19 protein-coding genes are annotated in these 19,622 nt (G+C 67.0%); 10 read left to right on the top strand and 9 right to left on the bottom strand.

Annotated features, from left to right (window positions below; translation table 11 throughout):
* Positions 1-9: 9 nt before the first annotated feature.
* Positions 10-993 carry an alpha/beta hydrolase gene (locus WDC82_RS12645; RefSeq protein WP_340117678.1) on the bottom strand — a complete coding sequence of 328 codons (984 nt, stop codon included), beginning with the start codon at positions 991-993 and terminating at the stop codon, positions 10-12.
* 220 nt (positions 994-1,213) lie between these two features.
* On the opposite strand from WDC82_RS12645, the gene WDC82_RS12640 reads away from it, so the two are divergent.
* The gene (locus tag WDC82_RS12640) at positions 1,214-2,158 is read left to right on the top strand and encodes a methyltransferase domain-containing protein (protein WP_340117677.1); all 945 of its coding nucleotides are present in this window, start codon (positions 1,214-1,216) and stop codon (positions 2,156-2,158) included.
* A 49-nt stretch (positions 2,159-2,207) separates the two neighbouring features.
* Here WDC82_RS12640 and WDC82_RS12635 read toward each other — a convergent pair whose 3' ends face one another.
* The 5 genes from WDC82_RS12635 to WDC82_RS12615 form a co-directional block, all read right to left on the bottom strand.
* Positions 2,208-3,491: an ammonium transporter gene (locus WDC82_RS12635; RefSeq protein WP_340117676.1), complete on the bottom strand. Its 1,284-nt coding sequence runs from the start codon at positions 3,489-3,491 to the stop codon at positions 2,208-2,210.
* A gap of 209 nt (positions 3,492-3,700) precedes the next feature.
* Positions 3,701-4,432, bottom strand: coding sequence for a response regulator (locus WDC82_RS12630; protein ID WP_340117675.1), 732 nt, complete (start codon positions 4,430-4,432; stop codon positions 3,701-3,703).
* 55 nt (positions 4,433-4,487) lie between these two features.
* Complete coding sequence (locus tag WDC82_RS12625) at positions 4,488-6,113, bottom strand: ATP-binding protein (protein WP_340117674.1); 1,626 nt, start codon at positions 6,111-6,113, stop codon at positions 4,488-4,490.
* 115 nt (positions 6,114-6,228) lie between these two features.
* Positions 6,229-7,344 carry a glutamine synthetase beta-grasp domain-containing protein gene (locus tag WDC82_RS12620; protein ID WP_340117673.1) on the bottom strand — a complete coding sequence of 372 codons (1,116 nt, stop codon included), beginning with the start codon at positions 7,342-7,344 and terminating at the stop codon, positions 6,229-6,231.
* A gap of 268 nt (positions 7,345-7,612) precedes the next feature.
* Positions 7,613-8,014, bottom strand: a complete 402-nt coding sequence (locus WDC82_RS12615) for a DUF1127 domain-containing protein (protein ID WP_340117672.1) — start codon at positions 8,012-8,014, stop codon at positions 7,613-7,615.
* Between the two features lie 519 nt (positions 8,015-8,533).
* Between WDC82_RS12615 and WDC82_RS12610 the strand changes: the two genes are divergently transcribed.
* The 7 genes from WDC82_RS12610 (at position 8,534) to WDC82_RS12580 (ending at position 14,658) form a co-directional block, all read left to right on the top strand.
* Complete coding sequence (locus WDC82_RS12610) at positions 8,534-8,863, top strand: DUF1127 domain-containing protein (protein WP_340117671.1); 330 nt, start codon at positions 8,534-8,536, stop codon at positions 8,861-8,863.
* Between the two features lie 14 nt (positions 8,864-8,877).
* Positions 8,878-9,441 carry a YgjV family protein gene (locus tag WDC82_RS12605; RefSeq protein WP_340117670.1) on the top strand — a complete coding sequence of 188 codons (564 nt, stop codon included), beginning with the start codon at positions 8,878-8,880 and terminating at the stop codon, positions 9,439-9,441.
* A 262-nt stretch (positions 9,442-9,703) separates the two neighbouring features.
* Entirely contained in the window at positions 9,704-9,829 is a 126-nt protein-coding gene (gene ykgO, locus WDC82_RS12600) for a type B 50S ribosomal protein L36 (RefSeq protein ID WP_340117669.1), read from the top strand.
* 263 nt (positions 9,830-10,092) lie between these two features.
* Positions 10,093-11,580: an FAD-linked oxidase C-terminal domain-containing protein gene (locus WDC82_RS12595; RefSeq protein WP_340117668.1), complete on the top strand. Its 1,488-nt coding sequence runs from the start codon at positions 10,093-10,095 to the stop codon at positions 11,578-11,580.
* Between the two features lie 14 nt (positions 11,581-11,594).
* Positions 11,595-12,821, top strand: coding sequence for a glycolate oxidase subunit GlcE (gene glcE / locus WDC82_RS12590; protein ID WP_340117667.1), 1,227 nt, complete (start codon positions 11,595-11,597; stop codon positions 12,819-12,821).
* 17 nt (positions 12,822-12,838) lie between these two features.
* Entirely contained in the window at positions 12,839-14,137 is a 1,299-nt protein-coding gene (gene glcF / locus WDC82_RS12585) for a glycolate oxidase subunit GlcF (protein ID WP_340117666.1), read from the top strand.
* A 77-nt stretch (positions 14,138-14,214) separates the two neighbouring features.
* Positions 14,215-14,658 carry a hypothetical protein gene (locus tag WDC82_RS12580; protein ID WP_340117665.1) on the top strand — a complete coding sequence of 148 codons (444 nt, stop codon included), beginning with the start codon at positions 14,215-14,217 and terminating at the stop codon, positions 14,656-14,658.
* Between the two features lie 17 nt (positions 14,659-14,675).
* Here WDC82_RS12580 and WDC82_RS12575 read toward each other — a convergent pair whose 3' ends face one another.
* Positions 14,676-15,758: a M14 family metallopeptidase gene (locus WDC82_RS12575; RefSeq protein ID WP_340117664.1), complete on the bottom strand. Its 1,083-nt coding sequence runs from the start codon at positions 15,756-15,758 to the stop codon at positions 14,676-14,678.
* Positions 15,759-15,839: 81 nt separating this feature from the next.
* On the opposite strand from WDC82_RS12575, the gene WDC82_RS12570 reads away from it, so the two are divergent.
* Together WDC82_RS12570 and WDC82_RS12565 are read left to right on the top strand one after the other, a co-directional pair.
* Complete coding sequence (locus WDC82_RS12570; RefSeq protein ID WP_340117663.1) at positions 15,840-16,409, top strand: hypothetical protein; 570 nt, start codon at positions 15,840-15,842, stop codon at positions 16,407-16,409.
* A gap of 73 nt (positions 16,410-16,482) precedes the next feature.
* Positions 16,483-17,250 (top strand): methyltransferase domain-containing protein, encoded by a 768-nt coding sequence (locus WDC82_RS12565; protein WP_340117662.1) that lies wholly within the window; start codon positions 16,483-16,485, stop codon positions 17,248-17,250.
* A gap of 7 nt (positions 17,251-17,257) precedes the next feature.
* On the opposite strand, the gene WDC82_RS12560 is transcribed toward WDC82_RS12565, so the two are convergent.
* Together WDC82_RS12560 and pyk are read right to left on the bottom strand one after the other, a co-directional pair.
* Complete coding sequence (locus WDC82_RS12560; RefSeq protein WP_340117661.1) at positions 17,258-18,037, bottom strand: M48 family metallopeptidase; 780 nt, start codon at positions 18,035-18,037, stop codon at positions 17,258-17,260.
* A gap of 141 nt (positions 18,038-18,178) precedes the next feature.
* Positions 18,179-19,597 carry a pyruvate kinase gene (gene pyk, locus WDC82_RS12555; RefSeq protein ID WP_340117660.1) on the bottom strand — a complete coding sequence of 473 codons (1,419 nt, stop codon included), beginning with the start codon at positions 19,595-19,597 and terminating at the stop codon, positions 18,179-18,181.
* Between the last annotated feature and the right edge of the window lie 25 nt (positions 19,598-19,622).

Raw genomic sequence — 19,622 nt, 5'->3', positions numbered from 1 at the left:
GTGCTTTGGTCAGCAGCGGTCGAGCAATTCCCCCAACCCCCGACACAGCGCCTCGAAGCCCGTTTTGGCGCCGGGGCTGCGGTGGCGCGCGCGCAGCCAGGCATGCACCATCTGCGGCTCTTCGCGGTAGGCGACGTCGACCCCGGCTTCAGCGAGGCGGGCGGCGTAGTGGCGGCCGTCGTCGCGCAGCGGGTCGAAGTGGGCGGCGGTGATGTAGGCCGGCGGCAGGCCAGCCCAATCCGATGCCGTCAGCGGGTGACCGTAGGGATCGCCCTCCGGCGCCGCGAGGATCTCGCGGTAGAAGCGCACGTCGTGGGTGGTGAGGCCCGGCGCCTCGGCCATCTCCAGGTAGGAGCCGGCGTCCAGGGCGCCACCGAGGACGGGGTAGATGAGCGCCTGGCCGACGATGCGGGGCAGGGGGGCGCCCTGGCGCCAGCCGGCCGCCTTCAACAGGTCCATGGCCGCCGGGCCGCCCCGGCCGGCGTCGCGCAACGTCATGGCCACCCCGGCGGCGAGACTGCCGCCGGCGCTGTCGCCGGCCACAGCCAGGGGGGTGACCCCGTCCGCCCCGTCTGCCAGCACGGCGGCGAGGCAGTCGGTCAGCGCCAGCGGAAAGCGATGCTCCGGCGCCAGGCGGTAGTCGACGGCGGTGAGCACGGCTCCAGTGGCCTGCGCCAGCTCGGCGCAGACCGCGTTGTGGCTGTCGAGGCCGCCGACCACGAAGCCGCCGCCGTGGAAGTAGACGATGGCGGCCTGATGGCGCAGCACGGCAGGGCGGTAACGGCGCAGGGGCACCGGGCCCGCTGGATGGCGGGCGACAGCCGCTTCTGCCGTCAGCCCGGCCGGCGGCGGGACGTCGAAGTTGCGGCAGAGGGCGTCGTACCACTGGCGCTGCTGGGCGACCGGGGCATCCGCGGAATCCGCCGGGTAGAAGCGCTCCACCTCGGCGATGAAGGCGAGAATCTCAGGTTCTTGAGGGCTGGGCGAAGGCATGGTGTCCGGTTCTTGGGCTTGAGGGGCCGGCGGGCTCGGGCAAAAGACGGCGACGGCCGCGGTCCCAGTCGCGACTCACTATCAACTAAATGATTATACCGATTTCCGCCATTAAGCGATTGTTTGTCATTTCGCGTTAACGATATTGCTGCCCCGGCCTGTAACCACGCCGCAGCAGGTGGGCGCATCGTCGAGTGAGAACGATAAGAGAAAGGTGCCTATGGCTCTGCCCTCCAAAGCAGCTGCCAAGCCGGGCAAGAAAAAGATCCCTTTCTGGGTGCGCTTGAAGGCGTGGTGGGAAGGCTACGATCTGGCGATCCGGCAAAAGCAGAAGACCTTCGCGGATGTCCCCGACTTGCCGCAGGATGAACCCGTGGCTGATGCGATGTCGCGGCGCCTGGAGGTCATGCAGGACATCTGGGGCAAGGGCATGTCCGGACCGGGCGACGAGGACTACATCCTGCGCCTGGTGAAGCCCTTGGGCCTCAACCCGGCCCATACCGTGATCGATGTGGGCGCTGGCCTGGGCGGCGCGACGCGGCTGATTTCCGAGAAATTCGATATCTGGATGACCGGCCTGGAGGCCGACCGCGAGGTCGCCGAGGCGGGCATGGAGCTCTCCACCATGGCCGGCTTGGCCAAGCGGGCGCCGATCCACTACTTCGACATGGACAAGTACGAGTTCCGCGAGAATTCGACCGACTGCGTGTTCTCCAAGGAAGCCCTCTACATGGTGGAGGACAAAGATCGCCTGCTGAAGGAGATCGTCCACATGATCAAGCCGCGCGGTCAGATCCTCTTCACCGACTACGTGCTGTCCGAGAAGGCGGACGAGCGGGCGGTCTATGCCTGGGCCGAGGGCGAGCCGAAGAAGCCAACGCCCTGGACCATGCGCGACTACGAGGTGGCGCTGACCGAGCACCGCCTGGACATCCGCATCAAGGAAGACATCACCGAAGAGGTCTACGGCATCATCACCGGCAGCTGGGCAAGGTTCCTGTCCAGCCTGAAGGGCAAGACGGTGGACAAGAAGACTGCCGAGGCGGTGACCGAGGCGGTCGAGCTGTGGACCCGGCGGACCAAGGCGATTGATGCCGGAGCCCTCAGAATCTGCCGATTCCACGCTCTCAAGAAAGAAGCGGAGAAAATGCTCTCCGACTGGTAGGAAAGCGGCCCGGCGGAGGCGTCTGCGCCGCCACCGGGCGTGATCCGATCTAGGAACGCAACATCGCTTCCGCCCCTGCCTTTCGAGTCTCCGGGTAGGCCATGGTGCCCAGTTCGACCCTGTCTATGCCCAGGGCTTCTTCGGCCTGGCTGAGGCGCAGGCCGATCGTGAACTTCAACAGCAGCCAGGCAGCACTGCTGAGCACGACCACGAAGGCCCCCACGGCGCCCACGCCCAGCAGCTGAGTGAGAAAGCCCGCCTCCGGATGCGTGAGCGGCACGGCCAACGTGCCCCAGATGCCGGCGAAGAGGTGCACCGGGATGGCGCCGACCACGTCGTCGATCTTGCAGCGGTCGAGCAGCGGCGAGGCCAGCACGACGAGACAGCCGCCCACCGCGCCGATGAGGATCGCTTCGCCGACCAGGGGTGTGTCCGGACCGGCGGTGATGCTGACCAAACCGGCGAGCGCGCCATTCAGGACCATGGAAAGGTCGATCTTCTTGCCGATGACCTGGGTCAGGATCACAGCTGCCAGCACGCCGCCGGCCGAGGCCATGGTGGTGTTGGCGTAGATGTTGGCGATGGCAATGGCGTCCGCGCCGCTGCCAAGAGCGAGTTGCGAGCCGCCGTTGAAGCCGAGCCAGCCGAACCACAGGATGAAGGTGCCGAGCGTGGCCAGGGGCAGGGAAGAGGCGGGGAAGCGCTGAGCCTTGCCGGCTGCGTCGTACTTGCCCCGACGCGCGCCGAGGACGATCGCGCCCGTCAGGGCCGCCCATCCACCGGTGGAGTGCACCAGCGTCGACCCCGCAAAGTCGGTGAAGCCGAGCGCACTGAGCCAGCCGCCGCCCCACGCCCAGGCACCCTGAATCGGGTACACCAGGGTTGTGAAGAAGGCGATGAAGGCGAAGAAGGCCCAAAGGCGGATGCGCTCCGCCAGTGCGCCGGAGATGATCGACGCGGACGTGGCGACGAAGACCATCTGGAAGAACCAGTCGGAAGACGCGGCATAGCCGGCCGAGAAGTCGCCGGCCAGCGCCGCAGCATCGTCCGCCCGCCAGACGCCGAACGACCCGATCACACCGCCGTCGACGCCGTCGTACATCAGCTTGTAGCCGGTCAGGTAGAAGGCGACCCCGGCCACCGCGAACAGCACCACGTTCTTCAGCAGGATCGTGGTTACGCTTTTGGCTCGTACAAGGCCGGACTCCAGCATGGCGAACCCCGCGGCCATCCAGAGCACCAGGAATCCGTGCACCAGGAAAGAGAAGGTGTTGAAGATGAAGCTGGCTTCCGCCGAGACCGCGGCCTGGGCCGGCAACGCGGCCGCCGTCATGAGAAGGGCCGCTCCCACGATCCCCGCGGGCCGCATCCAGAACGGGCCCGGAAGCCCTTTGCGTAGATTCCGCATTGCTTGTGTTTCCTTTCGTGCGGCCTTTACGGAACCGCGTGCAGAGCTTTTTCCGAACCCCGGCTGACTAAGACCCTGAGGTATCCAATGGATTTCTTCTGCGCGGCTATTCGGTTTCTAATGTTTCCAAGTCCTCAGCACGGCTGGCTGCAGAAGACGTAGCCGATGCCGCGCACGGTCTTGATGACTTCAGGCCTGCCCGGATCGGCCTCGATCTTGCGGCGAAGGCGGGCGATGCGGATGTCGATGGAGCGGTCGAGGGGGTGCCAGCTCCTGTTGTGCGCCAGCTCCAGCAGCTGGTCGCGGTTGAGGACCCTATTGGGCCGGCTGGCGAAGAGCTTCAGCAGATCGAATTCCATCGCCTTCAGTGGAATTTCCTGGTTGTCCTCGTCGAACAGCTTGTGCGAGTCGAGATCGAGACGGCAGGTCCCGAAGGCGACGATGCGGCGCGGCTCTGCCTCCGCCTTCGCCTCGGGTGTGGCGCTGACGGATTCGCGACGGCGCCGGACGATGGCCTTGATCCGGGCCAGAAGTTCGCGCGGGTCGACGGGTTTGGGCAGGTAGTCGTCGGCACCCAGTTCCAGGCCGACGATGCGGTCCGTGGTGGCGCCTGAGGCGGTCGCCATGACGATGGCAATGCGTGTCTCGTCGCGCAGATAGCGCGCCAGCGACAGGCCGTCCTCGCCCGGCATGGTGATGTCGAGGATGGCGAGGTCGATCGGCATCGCGGTCTCGACCAGGCGCCGCATCTCGGCGGCATCCTTCGCCACCGTCACCTCGAAACCGCGGTCGTCGAGGTAGTCCTTCAGCGTTTCCCGCACGTCTTCTTCGTCATCGACGACGACGATATGGATTTTCTTTTCCATCTCTTCTCTCATTCGGTTTGGCGGCGCATTGAGCGCCGCGGACGCTGCGTCAATTTCAGCGCGATTGCGATCTCAGGATCAGCTCAACCACCTGGCGCACGTCGCGCGGTGTAAAGGGCTTGTCGATACAGGGCCGCTCGGTGGAATCGATGAAGTCCTTCAGCTGCGGCGTGAGAGTATCCCCCGTGATGAAGGCGAAGCCGCGCAGCTGGTCGGGATACCGGTTGCGCAGCGTGCGGAAGAAGCTGGGTCCGTCGATGCCCGGCATGCGGATGTCGCTGAGGATCACCTCGTAGCGGTGGCGCTTCAGCTTCTGCAGGGCGATGCTGGCCGAGGTGACGTAGTCGACGCAGTGTCCGTCATGTTCCAGGGTCTCCGAAAGGCTGAGGCCCAGATCCTGCTCATCGTCGACCACCAGAATGCGGCAGACCGCGGAGCAGTCCCAGACGGCCGCGCGGGCGGGCGGCGGCGGTGCGATTTCGGCGCAGGGCAGCTTCAGCACGAAGACCGCGCCGCGGTCGTGCCCCTGCCCCAGCGCGATGCTGCCGCCGTGGCCTTCCATGATGCGATGGCACAGGCTGAGGCCCATGCCGGTGCCGACGCCCACTTCCTTGGTGGTGAACAGCGGCTCGAAGATCCGCGAGTGGATCTCCGCAGGAACGCCCGGCCCGTTGTCTTTCACTTTGACGATGACCTTGCCGTCCTGTTTGCGGCAGCACGAGGTGATCGTCAGGCGGCGCGGGCCATCGATGCCCTGCAGCGCGTGGTGGGCGTTGACCAGGAGGTTGGTCAGTACCTGGCGAAGCTGATCGGCATCGCCGCGCACCGGCGGCAGGTTCTTCGCCAGGCGCGCGGTGACCTCGATGCCCGAGGTGCGCAGGGAGTAGGCGGTGACCTCCAAGGCATCTTCAACGACCGCGTTTAGATCCAGGGGCAGCATCTCCGCCGGCTCCTGGCGGGCCATGGCGAGGAACGACTTGACGATGCGCGCGCATCGGTCGGCGGCCCGGGCGATGCGCGAAGCCCTGCGCGCACTGCGTTCGTCGGCGGCCGACTCCTCCATCGCGGCCGCCTGCATGACCAGGACCGAGAGGGGGTTGTTCAGCTCGTGGGAGATGCCAGCCAGCAGCTCGCCCATGGCGCTCAGCCGGGCGCTCTGCTCCAGCAGTTCGCGCTGCTGCGCGACTTCGGCCTGGGCGGTGCGCAGCTCGGTGAGGTCGAAAAGCCCGGAGACGATAACCTCCTCGCTGCGGAACTTTAGAAGACGCGATGAAACCGCGCAGGGGAACACCGTGCCATCGGCTTTGCGGAAGCGAACTTCGAGTGCCTCTACCGCGCGTGCTTCACGCAGGCGGTGCAGGTAGGTCTGCCGGTCAGTGGGGTCGGCCCAGCGGTCCAGCACGCTCTGCGCGGCGCGGGGGCCCTTGTACCCCAGGAGCCGGGCCGTTGCGGGACTCTCGTAAAGGATCCGGCCGTCATCGACGCGGTTCAGCGTGATGGGAACCGGGCAGCAATCCAGGACATAGCGCAAGAGGTCTTCACTGCTGGTGCCGCCGAGCGGGGCAGCGGCTGACTGCGCAGGCTCTACCCGGCTCCCGTTGGGCTCCCGCTCGGCCAGTCCCTGATCGCTGGAGCGCCGCCATTTCGCCTGCACCCCCGTGAACGTCTGCAAAGGAGCCATCGCTGCAATCATCCATTTCCACCGGCCAGCCGAAGCCCCTGGCCTGTTGCATTAGCTCCGGTTTGCGGAAGAACTCGGGGCCGGGTGACAGGAATGCTTCCCGGCCTCGAAGACATCAGGCTGCGACCGATAAGCCGTGCACCGAGTCGAAGACCTCCTCGACCCCAAACACGGTCGCGATGAGCGAGCCGGCGACGACGTAGGGGTCCGCGTTGGCGCCCGGCCGACGGTCTTCCAGATAGCCGTAGCCCTTGGTGGCCACGGGCTTGGGCACCCGGATCGACGCACCGCGATGGGCGATGCCCCACTTGAAGGTGTTGATGTCGCACGTCTCGTGCAGTCCCGTCAGGCGCTCGGCCAGCTTGTCGCCGTAGTGGCGGATGTGCTGGACATGCCGCCGCTCCAGGCGCTGGATCGCCGTCTCGATGGCCGCCATGCCGATGGCCGGGTCACGGGTCTGCGCGGTCGAGAAGTTGGTGTGCATGCCGGCACCATTCCAGTCACCCTTCACCGGCTTGTTGTCGAAGGAGACCTCGACGCCGTGGCGCTCGCCGAGACGGTGCAGCAGCCAGCGCGCCAGCCAGGTGTGGTCGCTGATCAGCAGCGCGTTGCCGGTCTCGCCCTCGATGCCGCGGAAGCCGACCTGAAACTCCCACTGGCCCGGCATGACCTCGGCATTGATGCCGTAGATCTGGATGCCGGCTTCGAGGCAGGCGCGGGCATGCTCTTCGACGATCTGCCGGCCGTAGATGCGGTCGGCGCCGGCGCCACAGTAGTAGGGGCCCTGCGGCCCGGGGAAACCGTTCGCCGGAAAGCCGAGCGGCCGTCCGTCGCGGTAAAGAGTGTATTCCTGCTCGAAGCCGACCCAGGGATCAGTCTTCTCGCCGCTGCCGGCGGCGGCAACACCGGCGTCGGCAGCCGCCATCACGCTGCGCAGCGTGGCGCGCTGGTTGGACGCATGGGGGCTGCCGTCGGGATTCTGCACTTCGCAGAGCACCAGGTAATTCCCGGCACCGCGCAAGGGGTCGCGCACGACGCAGACCGGCTCCAGCAGGCAGTCGGAATCGTCGCCGTTGGCTTGCTCGGTCGAAGAGCCGTCGAAGCTCCAGGCCGGGAAGTCGCTCGCACGAGGTGTCTCCGGCACACTCACAACGCGGGATTTCGAACGGGTGCGCTGGATGGGGTGGCCGCCGTCCAGCCAGATGTACTCAGCGTAGCTGAGAGCACTCATAACCAATTTCCTTTCGTCGAATTTTCAATCGAAGTCGCTCGGCGCGTCGCCCGAACCGGCTGACTGTCCGCAGATCTTTCGAATCATACGGGCATCTGGCGGCATGGGTTTCGCGCCCGGCAGTTGGCTATGCCCCCCACGTTTCCGGGAGGTGTCGGCAATTCGGCAGAATTGTTTCCATTGTTGATATGCCGAAGGACGCAGAGTGCCACTTTGGGGAAGCGCGCCCGAAGCGCCGCACGACGGACGCGCTTCCCCGGGCTGCCGATCACCGCGCAGTGCGGTGTCCGGCAACCAAGGCGGCGTGGCGGGCGGCCCACAGGATTCGGGTGCGGTCGAGCCCGATGTCGTGCAGGACAGAATCGTCGAGGGCCGACAGGATGCGGGTCGTCCGATAGACGCGGTACTTGCAGACGATCCGCGCGAGCGCCGTGGCAACGGTGGTTCGCCAATCGGCCGCGGTGGCGGGCTTGGTGTTTGGGAAAAGGGTTGCTGCTGAATAGGCCATGGTCTTCTCTCCGTTTGCTGTCGTCTCCGCCGCGGCATGCGAACGGAAAGTCAATTCATCGACGTTTGTGTTCCCCGATAGCGGCGCCGGGCGGGCGAGGTAGCGCTTTTGCCCGGTCACGCACAGGGGTGGAACGCGGGCCACCAGGCCCTGCTGCATCATGAGCCGTGCCGGCTTTCTCGCCGGTGCGGCGTCCGAAGATTCTCGTGCTTGCTGATCGGTCGTTCAGGGTCCTGCGGCGTCCCAAGAACAGTCGGCAGCGCCCCCAGGCCGCGTCCTGGTCTGCGTCTGACCGGCTCCTGCGGTTGGCGGTGCATTGCCCGTGACGCTGACTCTGCCGCCCGTGCGTTGTAGCCAGCGTTGTAGCGCCGGTGGCAATGACGCCGCCGAAGCGTTGTTTTTTTACCGCCGAAACTATCCCTGCCGCCGGATCTGTCCGGGAAAGCTCAGCTGTATCGAGCCGAACTGCTCATGATTTCAAGAGGATCGGCGGTCCAGCTGCCCTTTGTCGGACAAGCCGCGCGCCCGCCCCGCTCGCCTGGCGCGGCTGAAACAACGGAAACCCAAAACCTCTCTGTGTGAAGCCGCCTGGAAACGTTGCGGGCTCAATTAGTGGGGCATTACCGGAGCGCGCCCGAAGTGGGCTGGTGCCCGGCAACCACAAAACAAGAGGAAAACGCCATGACCTATTCTTCTGAGAACTTCTCGCCGGCTATGGAGGCCCGCAGACACTCGATCCGCCGTTCGACCGAGGGCGGCCCGGCTTTCGCGGTCGCTTCCCGCAAGGCGACGGCGGCGGTCGAGCGTGCGCGCTGGACGGCCGGGTCGCTGGTGGAAACCTACGCCTACTGGCGCAGCGTACGGGAAACGACCCGTCAACTGTCCCTGCTGGACGATGCGGCCCTGCGCGATATCGGGCTGGACCGCGGTCAGATCCCGTCCGTCGCACGCCGTCTTGCCCTGAAGAAGCAGCGGCCCGCGACCGGTCGGGTGCCGCATCGCGCCGGCTAGCGGGAGATCGGACAATGTCCATGCTCGACGCTGGCCTGCTGCAGGATCTGCCCGCGACGCTCACGGGCGTTGCCGCGGCGCTCTGCCTGACCGCTGCGCCGGCATTCCGGGACCGGCGGATGATTCTGCTGGCTCAACTCGCGGCCGGAATCTGCTTCTCTGCGCACTATGTCTGTCTCGGCATCTCGGTCGCTGCGGCGGCCAACATGCTGGGCTCGGTGCAGACCGCCGCGGCTTTGTTCTCCGCCAGAAGTGCGGCAATGAACCGGCTGGGATATGCGTTGATCGGCCTGATGGCACTGGCCGGCCTGTTTTTCTGGCAGGGGTCGATTTCCGCATTGAGCATGGCCGCGATGATCCTGATCGCCTTGGCGCGCATGCAGATGAATGAACTCCACCTGCGCGTTCTGCTGCTGGCCGGCGGCTGCTTCTGGATGATGCACGACTACCTCGGGGAGGCATGGATCGCGCTGGTTGCCGATGTCGGCGCCTTCACGATGGGGGCAGCCGCCCTGTTCGCTCTGCTGTTCCGGGTCACCATCGAGTGGCGGGCGGCGGCGCCCGTCTCCCAGGCCTGATCGAGAGCAGAGGGAGCTTAGAAATGCCGCAATCTAGGAAATTATCCCCCTTTGGGGAGGGGCGGCCGGGCGACCGCTCCATCCCCCGCGGCGGGCGACCCCAGGGGGGCGCGACACGATCCGAAAAAAGGCTGTTTTCCACCGTTCTCGACAAGGTTGACAGGTACCGCGGCGATGCCTATCTTCCCGGCTTTCCGCGTGCCGGGGCAAGTCCGGCCCGGCCCCTTCGATTGGCTGCGGGGCCGGCAAAGAGGATAGAGAAATGAAGGTCGTTAACTCTCTGAAGACCGCGAAACTGCGCGAAAAAGGCTGCCGCATCGTGCGCCGCAAGGGTCGCGTCTACGTCATCAATAAGAAGAATCCGCGCTTCAAGGCCCGCCAGGGCTGAGGGTCCGCGCCGGGCCCAGGTCAGGGCCGCGGCGCAACCGACCGGAATCGACGTGATTTGGGCCGCGCTCCCTCAAGGGAGCGCGGCCTTCCGTTTGCCTGCCTTCAGGGCTCCGGCCGAGCCTTTTGCGATCTTCAGAGGCGGCCCGAGCCTCTAAGGATTGACCCCGCAGGCCCATCGGGCCATAGTTTCCCAAAAATTGGTAATACCAATTATGCCGCCCTTCGGTTCTCAAGCGGGGCAGGCCAGGGAGAGAGATGCCGATGCAAATGCCCGAGCCGGACCGGCAGGTCATCGCCGCCAAAGCCGACATCGTCGCCGCCTTGCGGGCCATCGTGCCCGGCGAGGGGGTGATCGTCGATGAAGACGAACTGCGGGCCTACGAGACCGACGGCCTCACCGCCTACCGTCAGCTGCCCCTGATCGTCGTGCTGCCGGAGACCACCGCGCAGGTCTCCCAGGTCCTCAAGGCCTGCCAGGCGCGCGGGGTGAAGGTGGTGCCGCGCGGGGCCGGCACGTCGCTCTCCGGCGGCGCCCTGCCGCTGGCCGACGGCATCATCCTCGGCCTCGGCAAGTTCAACCGCGTGCTGGAGATCGACTTCGACAACCGCTGCGCCGTGGTACAGCCGGGCGTCACCAACCTCGCCATCTCCAAGGCAGTGGAGGCGGAGGGCTTCTACTACGCGCCCGACCCGTCGAGCCAGATCGCCTGCACAATCGGCGGAAACGTGGCGGAAAACTCCGGCGGCGTGCACTGCCTGAAGTACGGCCTCACCACCAACAACCTGTTGGGCCTGGAAATGGTGCTGATGGACGGCACCATCCTGCGCCTGGGCGGCAAGCACCTGGACGCCGAGGGCTATGACCTGCTGGGCATCATGACCGGCTCGGAAGGGCTGCTCGGCGTGGTGACCGAGGTGACGGTGCGCCTCCTGAAGAAACCGGAGACGGCGCGCGCGCTTCTGCTCGGCTTTCCGACCAACGAGCAGGCCGGCGACGCGGTGGCGGCGATCATCGCCCACGGCATCATCCCGGGCGGCATGGAGATGATGGACAAGCTGGCGATCCACGCCGCGGAGGATTTCGTTCATGCCGGCTACCCGCGCGACGTCGAAGCGCTGCTGATCGTGGAACTCGATGGACCGCAGGCGGAGGTCGATTACCTGATCGGCGAGGTCTCCCGGATCTGCGATGACAAGGGTGCGGTCACCAGCCGCATCAGCGAGAGCGAAGAGGAGCGTATGACCTTCTGGGCCGGCCGCAAGGCAGCCTTCCCGGCGGTCGGGCGTATCTCGCCGGACTATTACTGCATGGACGGCACCATTCCGCGCGCGCAGCTGCCGCTGGTGCTGAAGCGCATGCGCGAACTCAGCGAGCACTACGGCCTGGGCGTCGCCAATGTCTTTCACGCTGGCGACGGCAACCTGCATCCCTTGATCCTCTACGATGCCAACAAGCCGGGCGAGCTGGAAAAAGCGGAGGACTTCGGCTCCGATATTCTGCGGCTCTGCGTCGAGGTCGGCGGCGTGCTGACCGGCGAGCACGGCGTCGGCGTCGAGAAGCGCGACCTCATGGGTACGATGTTCAACGAAATCGACCTAAAGCAGCAGCAGCGCGTGAAATGCGCCTTCGATCCAGACGCGCTCTTGAACCCCGGCAAGGTCTTTCCGCAGCTGCATCGCTGCGCCGAGCTCGGCCGCATGCACATCAGCGGCGGCAGGCTGCCGTTCCCCGACCTTCCCCGCTTCTGATGCCCGCTAAGACCATGACGGCAGACAAGGGAACGGTTTTCACACCGGAAACCACCGATCAGGTGGTGGAGGCCGTCCACTGGGCAGCGAACGCGGGCGAACCGCTGGAGATCGTCGGGCGCGGCAGCAAGCGCGGCCTCGGCCGCCCGGTGCAGGCGGGGCACGGCGTCGATCTTTCGCGCCTCGACGGCGTCACGCTCTACGAGCCTGAAGAGCTGGTGCTCTCCGCACGCGCCGGCACGCCGCTTGCCGCCATCGAGGCGCTGCTGGAAGAACATCGCCAGATGCTGGCCTTCGAGCCGGCGGATCTCGGCCCGCTGCTGGGCGGCGCGCCCGGTGCCGGCTCCATCGGCGGCATGCTGGCTTGCAACCTCTCCGGCCCGCGCCGCATCAAGGCCGGCGCCGCGCGCGACCATTTCCTCGGCGTCTCCGCCGTATCCGGCCGCGGCGAGCTCTTCAAGTCCGGCGGCCGCGTGGTGAAGAACGTTACCGGCTACGACCTCTGCAAGCTGCTCTGCGGCTCCTACGGCACCCTCGGTGTGATGACCGATGTAACGGTGAAGGTGCTGCCGCGCCCGGAGAAGACTTACACGGTGCTGCTGCTGGGCCTCGATGACGCGACGGCGGCCAGGGCCATGGCGCGCGCCCTGGGCTCGCCGCACGAGGTCTCCGGTGCGGCCCACCTGCCGGCGGCCCTGGCGGCGAAGTCAGGCGTCTCCTATGTCGCCGGCGCCGGGGGCGCCGTCACCGCGATCCGCGTGGAAGGGCCCGGGCCGTCCGTGGAATACCGCTGCGCCGCGCTGCGCCGCGAGCTTGGCGACCTCGGAACGACCGAGGAACTGCACAGCCAGAACTCGCTGACCTTGTGGCGCGAGCTGCGCGACGTGAAGCCTTTCGTCGACGTCTTCGATCATGCGGTGTGGAAGATTTCCGTGGCACCGACCTCGGGCGCGGGCGTGGTCGCGGAGATCGCGCACGGCGCGGCGTTTTACGATTGGGGCGGCGGGTTGATCTGGCTGGCGCTGCCCTCGGGTGGCGACGGCGGGGCCCAGCGCGTACGCGATGCGGTCGCCAAGGTGGGCGGCCATGCGACCCTCGTGCGCGCGCCGCTGGAGCTGCGCGCCGCCGCAGCGGTGTTCCAGCCGCAGGATGCCGCTACTGCTGCGCTTACTCAGCGCCTGAAGGACGGCTTCGATGCCCAGGGGATTCTCAATCCGGGCCGCATGTACCCCGGGCTATGAAGGGCGGTCTCTAAGGCATGCAAACGAACTTCTCCCTGACCCAGCTGGCCGATCCCAATATCGCGGAAGCAGACAGGATCCTGCGCGCCTGCGTGCACTGCGGCTTCTGCACCGCGACCTGCCCGACCTACACCCTGCTGGGCGACGAGCTGGACAGCCCGCGCGGGCGCATCTACCTCATCAAGGACATGCTGGAGAACGACCGCGATGCTTCGGCCAAGGTCGTCACGCACATCGATCGCTGCCTGTCGTGCCTTTCCTGCATGACCACCTGTCCGTCCGGCGTGCACTACATGCACCTGGTCGATCATGCCCGCGTGCACATCGAGAAGACCTACCGCCGGCCGTTGCCGGACCGCCTGCTGCGCGGATTGCTGGCCGCGGTGCTGCCGTATCCGACGCGCTTCCGCTTCGCACTGCTCGGCGCCTACTTCGCCAAGCCGTTTGCCGCGCTGATGCCAGGGCGCCTGAAGGGCCTCATCGCCATGGCGCCGAACGAGACGCGGCCGCCCAGCGGCGTCGACCGCCCGCAGGTCTTCAAGGCCGTGGGCCCGCGCCGTGCCCGCGTCGCGCTGATGACCGGCTGCGCGCAGAAGGTGCTGGCGCCGGAGATCAACGAGGCGACGGTGCGCCTCTTGACCCGCCACGGTGTCGAGGTGGTGGTCGCCAAGGGGGCAGGCTGCTGCGGCGCGCTCGTGCATCACATGGGCAGGGAAGAATCGGCACTGGATTCCGTCCGCGCCAACGTCGCCGCCTGGACGCGCGAGCTTGAGGGTGAGGGGCTGGATGCCGTCATCATCAATGCTTCGGGCTGCGGCACCACGGTGAAGGACTACGGTTTCATGCTGCGCGAGGACGCTGGCTGGAAGGACAGGGCGGCCAAGGTGTCGGCCCTCACCAAGGACATCACCGAGTACATGGACGGGCTCGGCCTCATGGGCGTGAAGGACGTGCGGAGCCTGACCGTCGCCTATCATTCCGCCTGCTCGATGCAGCACGGCCAGCAGATCCGCCGCGAACCCAAGGCACTTCTGGCGGCCGCGGGCTTTGCGGTGAAGGAGGTGCCGGAGGGTCATCTCTGCTGCGGCTCGGCCGGCACCTACAATCTGCTGCAGCCCGAGATCGCCGAGCGGTTGAAGGCGCGCAAGGTCGCCAACATCGAGAGCACGCGGCCCGACCTCATCGCCACCGGCAACATCGGCTGCATCACCCAGATCGCCGGCGGCACCGGCATCCCGGTGGTGCACACGGTGGAACTGCTCGACTGGGCGACCGGCGGCCCCAAGCCGCGGGCGCTGGAGCAGCAGACCGGCTGACAAAAGTCGGGCGATGGCCTATCTTCAAGTCAGCCGGTGACGTCTGCCGGATCCTTCGCGACCAGAGGGAGCTTGCCATGCGGACGAGTCTTGCCTTCATCGGGTTGGCCCTTGCCTTGGGGCTGGCCGCCTGCGCCGGATCCTCCGCTGATCCGCTGGAGCCGAACCGGATGCGGTTGACCGAGATCACGGTCGCCGACGATCCCAAGACCGACGTACGCTATCCCGTATTGCTGTCCTACGAAGCGACCGGCGACGTGCGGATCATCCACAGCTGCTTCACCTGGCTGGACGAGAACGGTGTTTCCAGCTGGCTCGATGACTGGACGGGGCTCGGCGACGGGCCCTATTGCCTCGGCCCGGAGAGTGCGGAAATCCCTGGTGCGGTGACGACGATGCTGGTGAGCGGTTATCCCGGCACCTACCGGCTGCGCGCCTATGTCCGTTATGAGGGCGGCGGCGAGGTCTTGATCTCGAACGCCGTGTCGCGTGAGGTGATTTTGACGCAGCGCAATCCATAATTGGTTGAGGGACGCCCTTAGCCCGCCAGCCCCGCCAGTGCCAAACGCTGCGTTTCGACCGCGCGATCCCAGATCATCTGCTTCCAATCGTCGGCGTCCTGATAGAAGGCCTCGCGCAATTGCGCCTTGATCGCCTTGCCCTGGGCCGAGGCGGGATCGCCGTGGAGATGCAGCCAGTTGTCGGCGCGCAGCGCCAGCTTCACCTCCTCGCTCGGCTGGGTGCCGTACTCGAGCGCGATGGCGGTCACTTCCGCCTGGGGAACGGCCGCTTCCATGCCGATCACGTTGAAGCCGCGCACCTCGGTCGCCGACGAGGTGCCGAGCCCGGGACAGGTGAAGTCGTCACCGTACCAGTCGCGCACGCGCGCCATCATCGGCGAGCCCGGACTGGCCGGGCAGATGCGCTCGCCGTGGCCGCGCGGGCCGAGGCCGGTGTGATAGTCGATCACCGCCACCCGGCCGGCGTTGCTTAGGTGGCGGGCGAAGATCCGCTTCAGGGTGTGGTGCGACCAAGTCGGCTGCCGCCCGCCGTAGAAGATGCCGCCGGGATGCTTGTACTGGCCGTTGGTGATTGCCGCCTGCAGGCCGCCCGCGCCGTGCTCCTCCGCGTAGGCCGCCAGCACGGCGCCGGTGGCGGCGATGGTGGCATCGTCCCAGGTCGGCGGGCAGAGCGCCTCGGCCAGTGCGTCGTAGCCGGGGTTCTCCGGCAGCGGGCCGGAGAAGTCGGCGAAGTTGCGGTTGAGGTCGACGTTGTCCTCGGTGACGCGGCGCAGCCAGGCAAAGCCATGCGGATTGATCGCGTGGATCGCCAGATAGGCGATGCCGCTTTCCAGTTCGCCGGCGAGGCCCGTCTCGAACCATCCGGTCTGCACGCCGGAACCGCAGAAGCCCTCGACTCCGTGAGTGCCGGCGACGGTGACGAGCACGCGCTCGGCATCCTGCGGACCGAGCCAGGCGACGTCGGTGGCGAGATCCTCGCCGTTCGGCCCCTGCGCGGGGTGGGGGTAGCTGAATAGCGCGGCGCCGGCCGCCGCGGCCGCCGCGGTGAAACGGCGGCGGGCCTCGGCGTAGTCGGCGGAGAAACAAGCGGCGGCGGACATTCTTCGCCCTCAATTACTTGTGATCTATCGACATTTCCGGTGAGCTTTGGTCCCAGCAACAATTGCGTCATAATCCACAGTATGAAGCGCCTGCCAATCACAGCCTTCGCAATTTCCCTGCTGCTGGCGGCCACCCTCAGCGGGCCATCCTCCGTGCGGGCCGACCAGAACGACGGCCGGCTGGAGGCTTTGTTCGTACGCCTACTGGAAGCGCCGGCGCCCGCCGAAGCGCAGACAGTGGAGGGCCAGATCTGGCGCATCTGGCTGGAGTCCGACGACGGCGCGGTGCGCGCGCTGATGCACGACGGCCTCGATGCGATGTCACGCGGCGACTACCGCCACGCGCTCGCCAAGTTCGACCAGATGGTGCTGATCGCGCCGGACTTTGCCGAGGGCTGGAACAAGCGCGCGACGGTGTACTACCTGCTGGGAGACTACGCGGCGTCGCTGGGCGACATCGCCAAGACTTTGAAGCTGGAGCCGCGCCATTTCGGTGCGCTCGCCGGCAAGGGCCTAGTCTACACGGCGCTGCAGGACGAGCGCCGTGCGCTGGAGGCCTTCGAGGCGGCACTGGCGATCCATCCCAATCTCATCTCGGCGGCGCTGAACGCCGAGCAGCTGCGCAAGATCATCCGCGACCGCGAGATCTGACCGCTTCCGTGTTGGTCGGTCTTGCCGCGCTTGCTATCGTGCGGTCGACGCACAAACCAAGCGGAGGCGGGGCGTGGGCCAGTACCCCGACGAATTCATCGATCGGCTGCACCTCGTCTGGGGCATGGGCTTTCTTTCGCCGGGCGGGCCGGAGGAAGTCGCCGCCATCGTGCGGGGCCTCGACCTCGCGGGCGCGGCTTTGCTGGATATCGGTTGCGGCAGCGGCGGGCCGGCTATGGTGCTGGCCCGCGAGAAGGGTGCCGAAGTCATCGGCATCGACGTCGAGCCGCAGCTCATCGAACGCAGCCGCCGTCTGGCAGAGGAGGCGGGGCTGGGCGGCAAGGTTTCCTTCAAGCTGGTCGAGCCCGGTCCGCTGCCCTTTGCGGCGGAGCGCTTTGATGTGATTTTCAGCAAGGATGCGCTGCTGCACATTCCTGACAAGCAATCGCTCTACAAGGAAGTGCTGCGGGTGCTGAAGCCCGGCGGCGTCTTCGCGGCCAGCGACTGGCTGGCCGGCGAAGGCGCGGCGCAGGACGCGGCCTTGCTCAGCTACATCGAACTGGTGGGGCTGGACTTCACCATGGCGACGGCGGCGGAAACCGCGGCGGCGATGCGCGATGCGGGCTTCGAGGCGGTTTCCACCGTCGACCGCAACGCCTGGTATGCCGAAGTATCGGCCCGGGAGGTCGCCGCCATCGAAGGACCGCTGCGCGACGGGATCATCGCGGTGTCCAGTCCGGAGATCCATGCGCGCTGGCTGGCGGCGCGACGGCAGCTCGCCGAGGCGACCCGCCGCGGCGCGCTCAGGCCGACGCACCTGCGTGGGCGCCGGCCGCTTTAGGCGCTAGTCAGATGTTCGCGCGGTAGACCGGCATGACCTCGGTTAGCGCCGCGCGGATGTTCTCGATGCGGTGTTCCGGGTTCGGGTGTGTGGAGAGGAACTCGGGCGGCTGGCCGGCCTCAGCCGTGGCCGCTGCCATGTTCTGCCACAGCGCGATGGCGGCTTCCGGGTTGTAGCCGGCGCGCGCCATGTACTGCAGGCCGATGCGGTCGGCCTCCGCCTCGGCGGCGCGGGAAAACGAAAGCTGGCCGACACCTGTGGCCATCTGCACCAGCTGGCCCACGGCCTCGTCGCCGATGCCGCTTGCACCCAGCGCGGTCTGGATTGCGGCACTCTGGGACATCTGTTCGGAGGGATGGCGGGCGACGACATGGCCAACCTCGTGAGCCAGCACCGTGGCCAATTGGTCGTCGGTCCTGGCGATCTTCAGCATGCCGCTGTTCACGCCGATTTTGCCGCCCGGCAAGGCGAAGGCATTGGGCGTTTCGTCTTCGAACAAAACGAACTCCCAGTCGATGCCTTCGGCGCCGCTGGCGGCGGCGATCCTCTCACCCATCCGCTGCACCCGGTTCTGTGCTGCGCTGTCCTGGGAAACGGGCGTCTCTGCCTTGATCTGTTGCCAGGCCTCGGCCCCCAGCTGGTTGGCCTGCTCCTCGCTGATCAGCATGAGCTGCTCACGACCGGTGACGGGCGCCTGGGCGCAGCCGGCTACGACAGCGGGAACGAAAGCAAGGCCAGCCAGCACAGCAGCGCGCGCCAACGGCCTCCGGATAACGGCAGCAGCCATTCTGTCAACTCCTCGCCCGTGATGGCGTTAACGGGAACGCTTTTCGGCGTTCCTCAAAACGACAACCACGTCAAGCGCGGGGAGTTCCTTAAGTGGAGCCGGTTTCTCACCGACGGCGGCCCGCTGTGCCGGGCGGTTCGGCTACTGCCGGACTCGCGCGATGCGCAGCATGTTGGTGGTGCCCGGGGTCTTGAAGGGCACGCCGGCGGTGATCACCAGCGTGTCGCCGAGGTTGGCGAAGCCCTCACGCACGGCGAGGCGGCAGGCCTTCTCGACCATCTCCTGGGTGTTGGAGACATCGTCGGTCTGCACACAGTGCGCGCCCCACAGCACCGCCAGGCGCCGCGCGGTGCTGCCGTTGTTGGTCAGCACCATGATCGGCACGTTGGGGCGCTGGCGCGCGGCGCGCAGCGCGGTGGAGCCGGACATGGTGTAGTTCACGATGGCGGCGGTGGAGAGCGTCGAGGCGACCTGCGAGGCGGCGGCGGAGATGGCGTCGGCGCCGGTCGCCTCGGGCTCGCCGTCGCGCGCGTGCAGGATGCCGCGATAGGCCGGGTCGGCCTCGGTCGAGCGGATGATGCTGTCCATGAAAGCGACGGCCTCGCGCGGATATTTGCCGGCGGCGGACTCTGCCGAGAGCATTACCGCGTCGGCACCATCGTAGACGGCGGTCGCCACGTCGGAGGCCTCGGCGCGGGTCGGCGCCGGCGCAGAAATCATCGATTCCAGCATCTGCGTGGCGACCACCACCGGCACGCCGGAAAGGCGGCAGGCGTGGATGATCTGCTTCTGGCGGCTGGGGATGGTCTCCGGCGGCATCTCGACGCCGAGGTCGCCGCGCGCCACCATGATGGCGTCGGACAGCGCGATGAGCTGAGGCAGGCAGTCCAGCGCGGCAGGCTTTTCCACCTTGGTCATGATCGACGCACGGTTGTCGACCAAGCGGCGCGCTTCGGTGAGATCCTCCGGGCGCTGGATGAAGGAGAGCGCGATCCAGTCGCAGCCGAGCTGAAGGGCGAATTCCAGGTCGGCGCGGTCTTTCGTGGTAATCGGCGAGATCGGCAGGATGACGCCCGGCAGGTTGACGCCCTTGTGGTTGCGCAGCGGGCCGCCGGTGACCACCCGGGTTTCGGCGTAGTCGGGCGCGCAGTCCAGGACCTCGAGGCGCAGCTTGCCGTCGTCGATCAGCAGCGCCGTGCCCGGCGAGATCGCCGCGAAGATCTCCGGGTGGAGCAGCGGCGCGCGCTTGTCGTCGCCCGGCGTCTCGTCGAGGTCGAGGCGGAAGGACTGGCCCGCCTTCAAAGTCACCTCGCCGTCCTTCACCGTGCCGATGCGCAGCTTGGGGCCCTGCATGTCGGCAAGGATGCCGATGGGCCGCTCGACCTCCGCCTCCACCTCGCGGATGGCGGTGTAGGTTTTGCGGTGGTCGTCGTGGGTGCCGTGGCTGAAGTTGAGGCGGAACACGTCGGCCCCCGCGCGGAACAGTTCGCGGATCATCTCCTTGGAGGAGCTGACGGGGCCGAGGGTGGCTACGATCTTTGCTTTTCTTTGGCGTCGCATGGCGCGGAGTCTACCCAGGATTCGG

Source organism: Pelagibius sp. 7325, from assembly GCF_037652055.1.
GTDB lineage: Bacteria > Pseudomonadota > Alphaproteobacteria > Kiloniellales > Kiloniellaceae > Pelagibius.
Note: the sequence above shows the minus strand (reverse complement) of the source record. Positions and strands in the feature narration are given on the sequence as shown.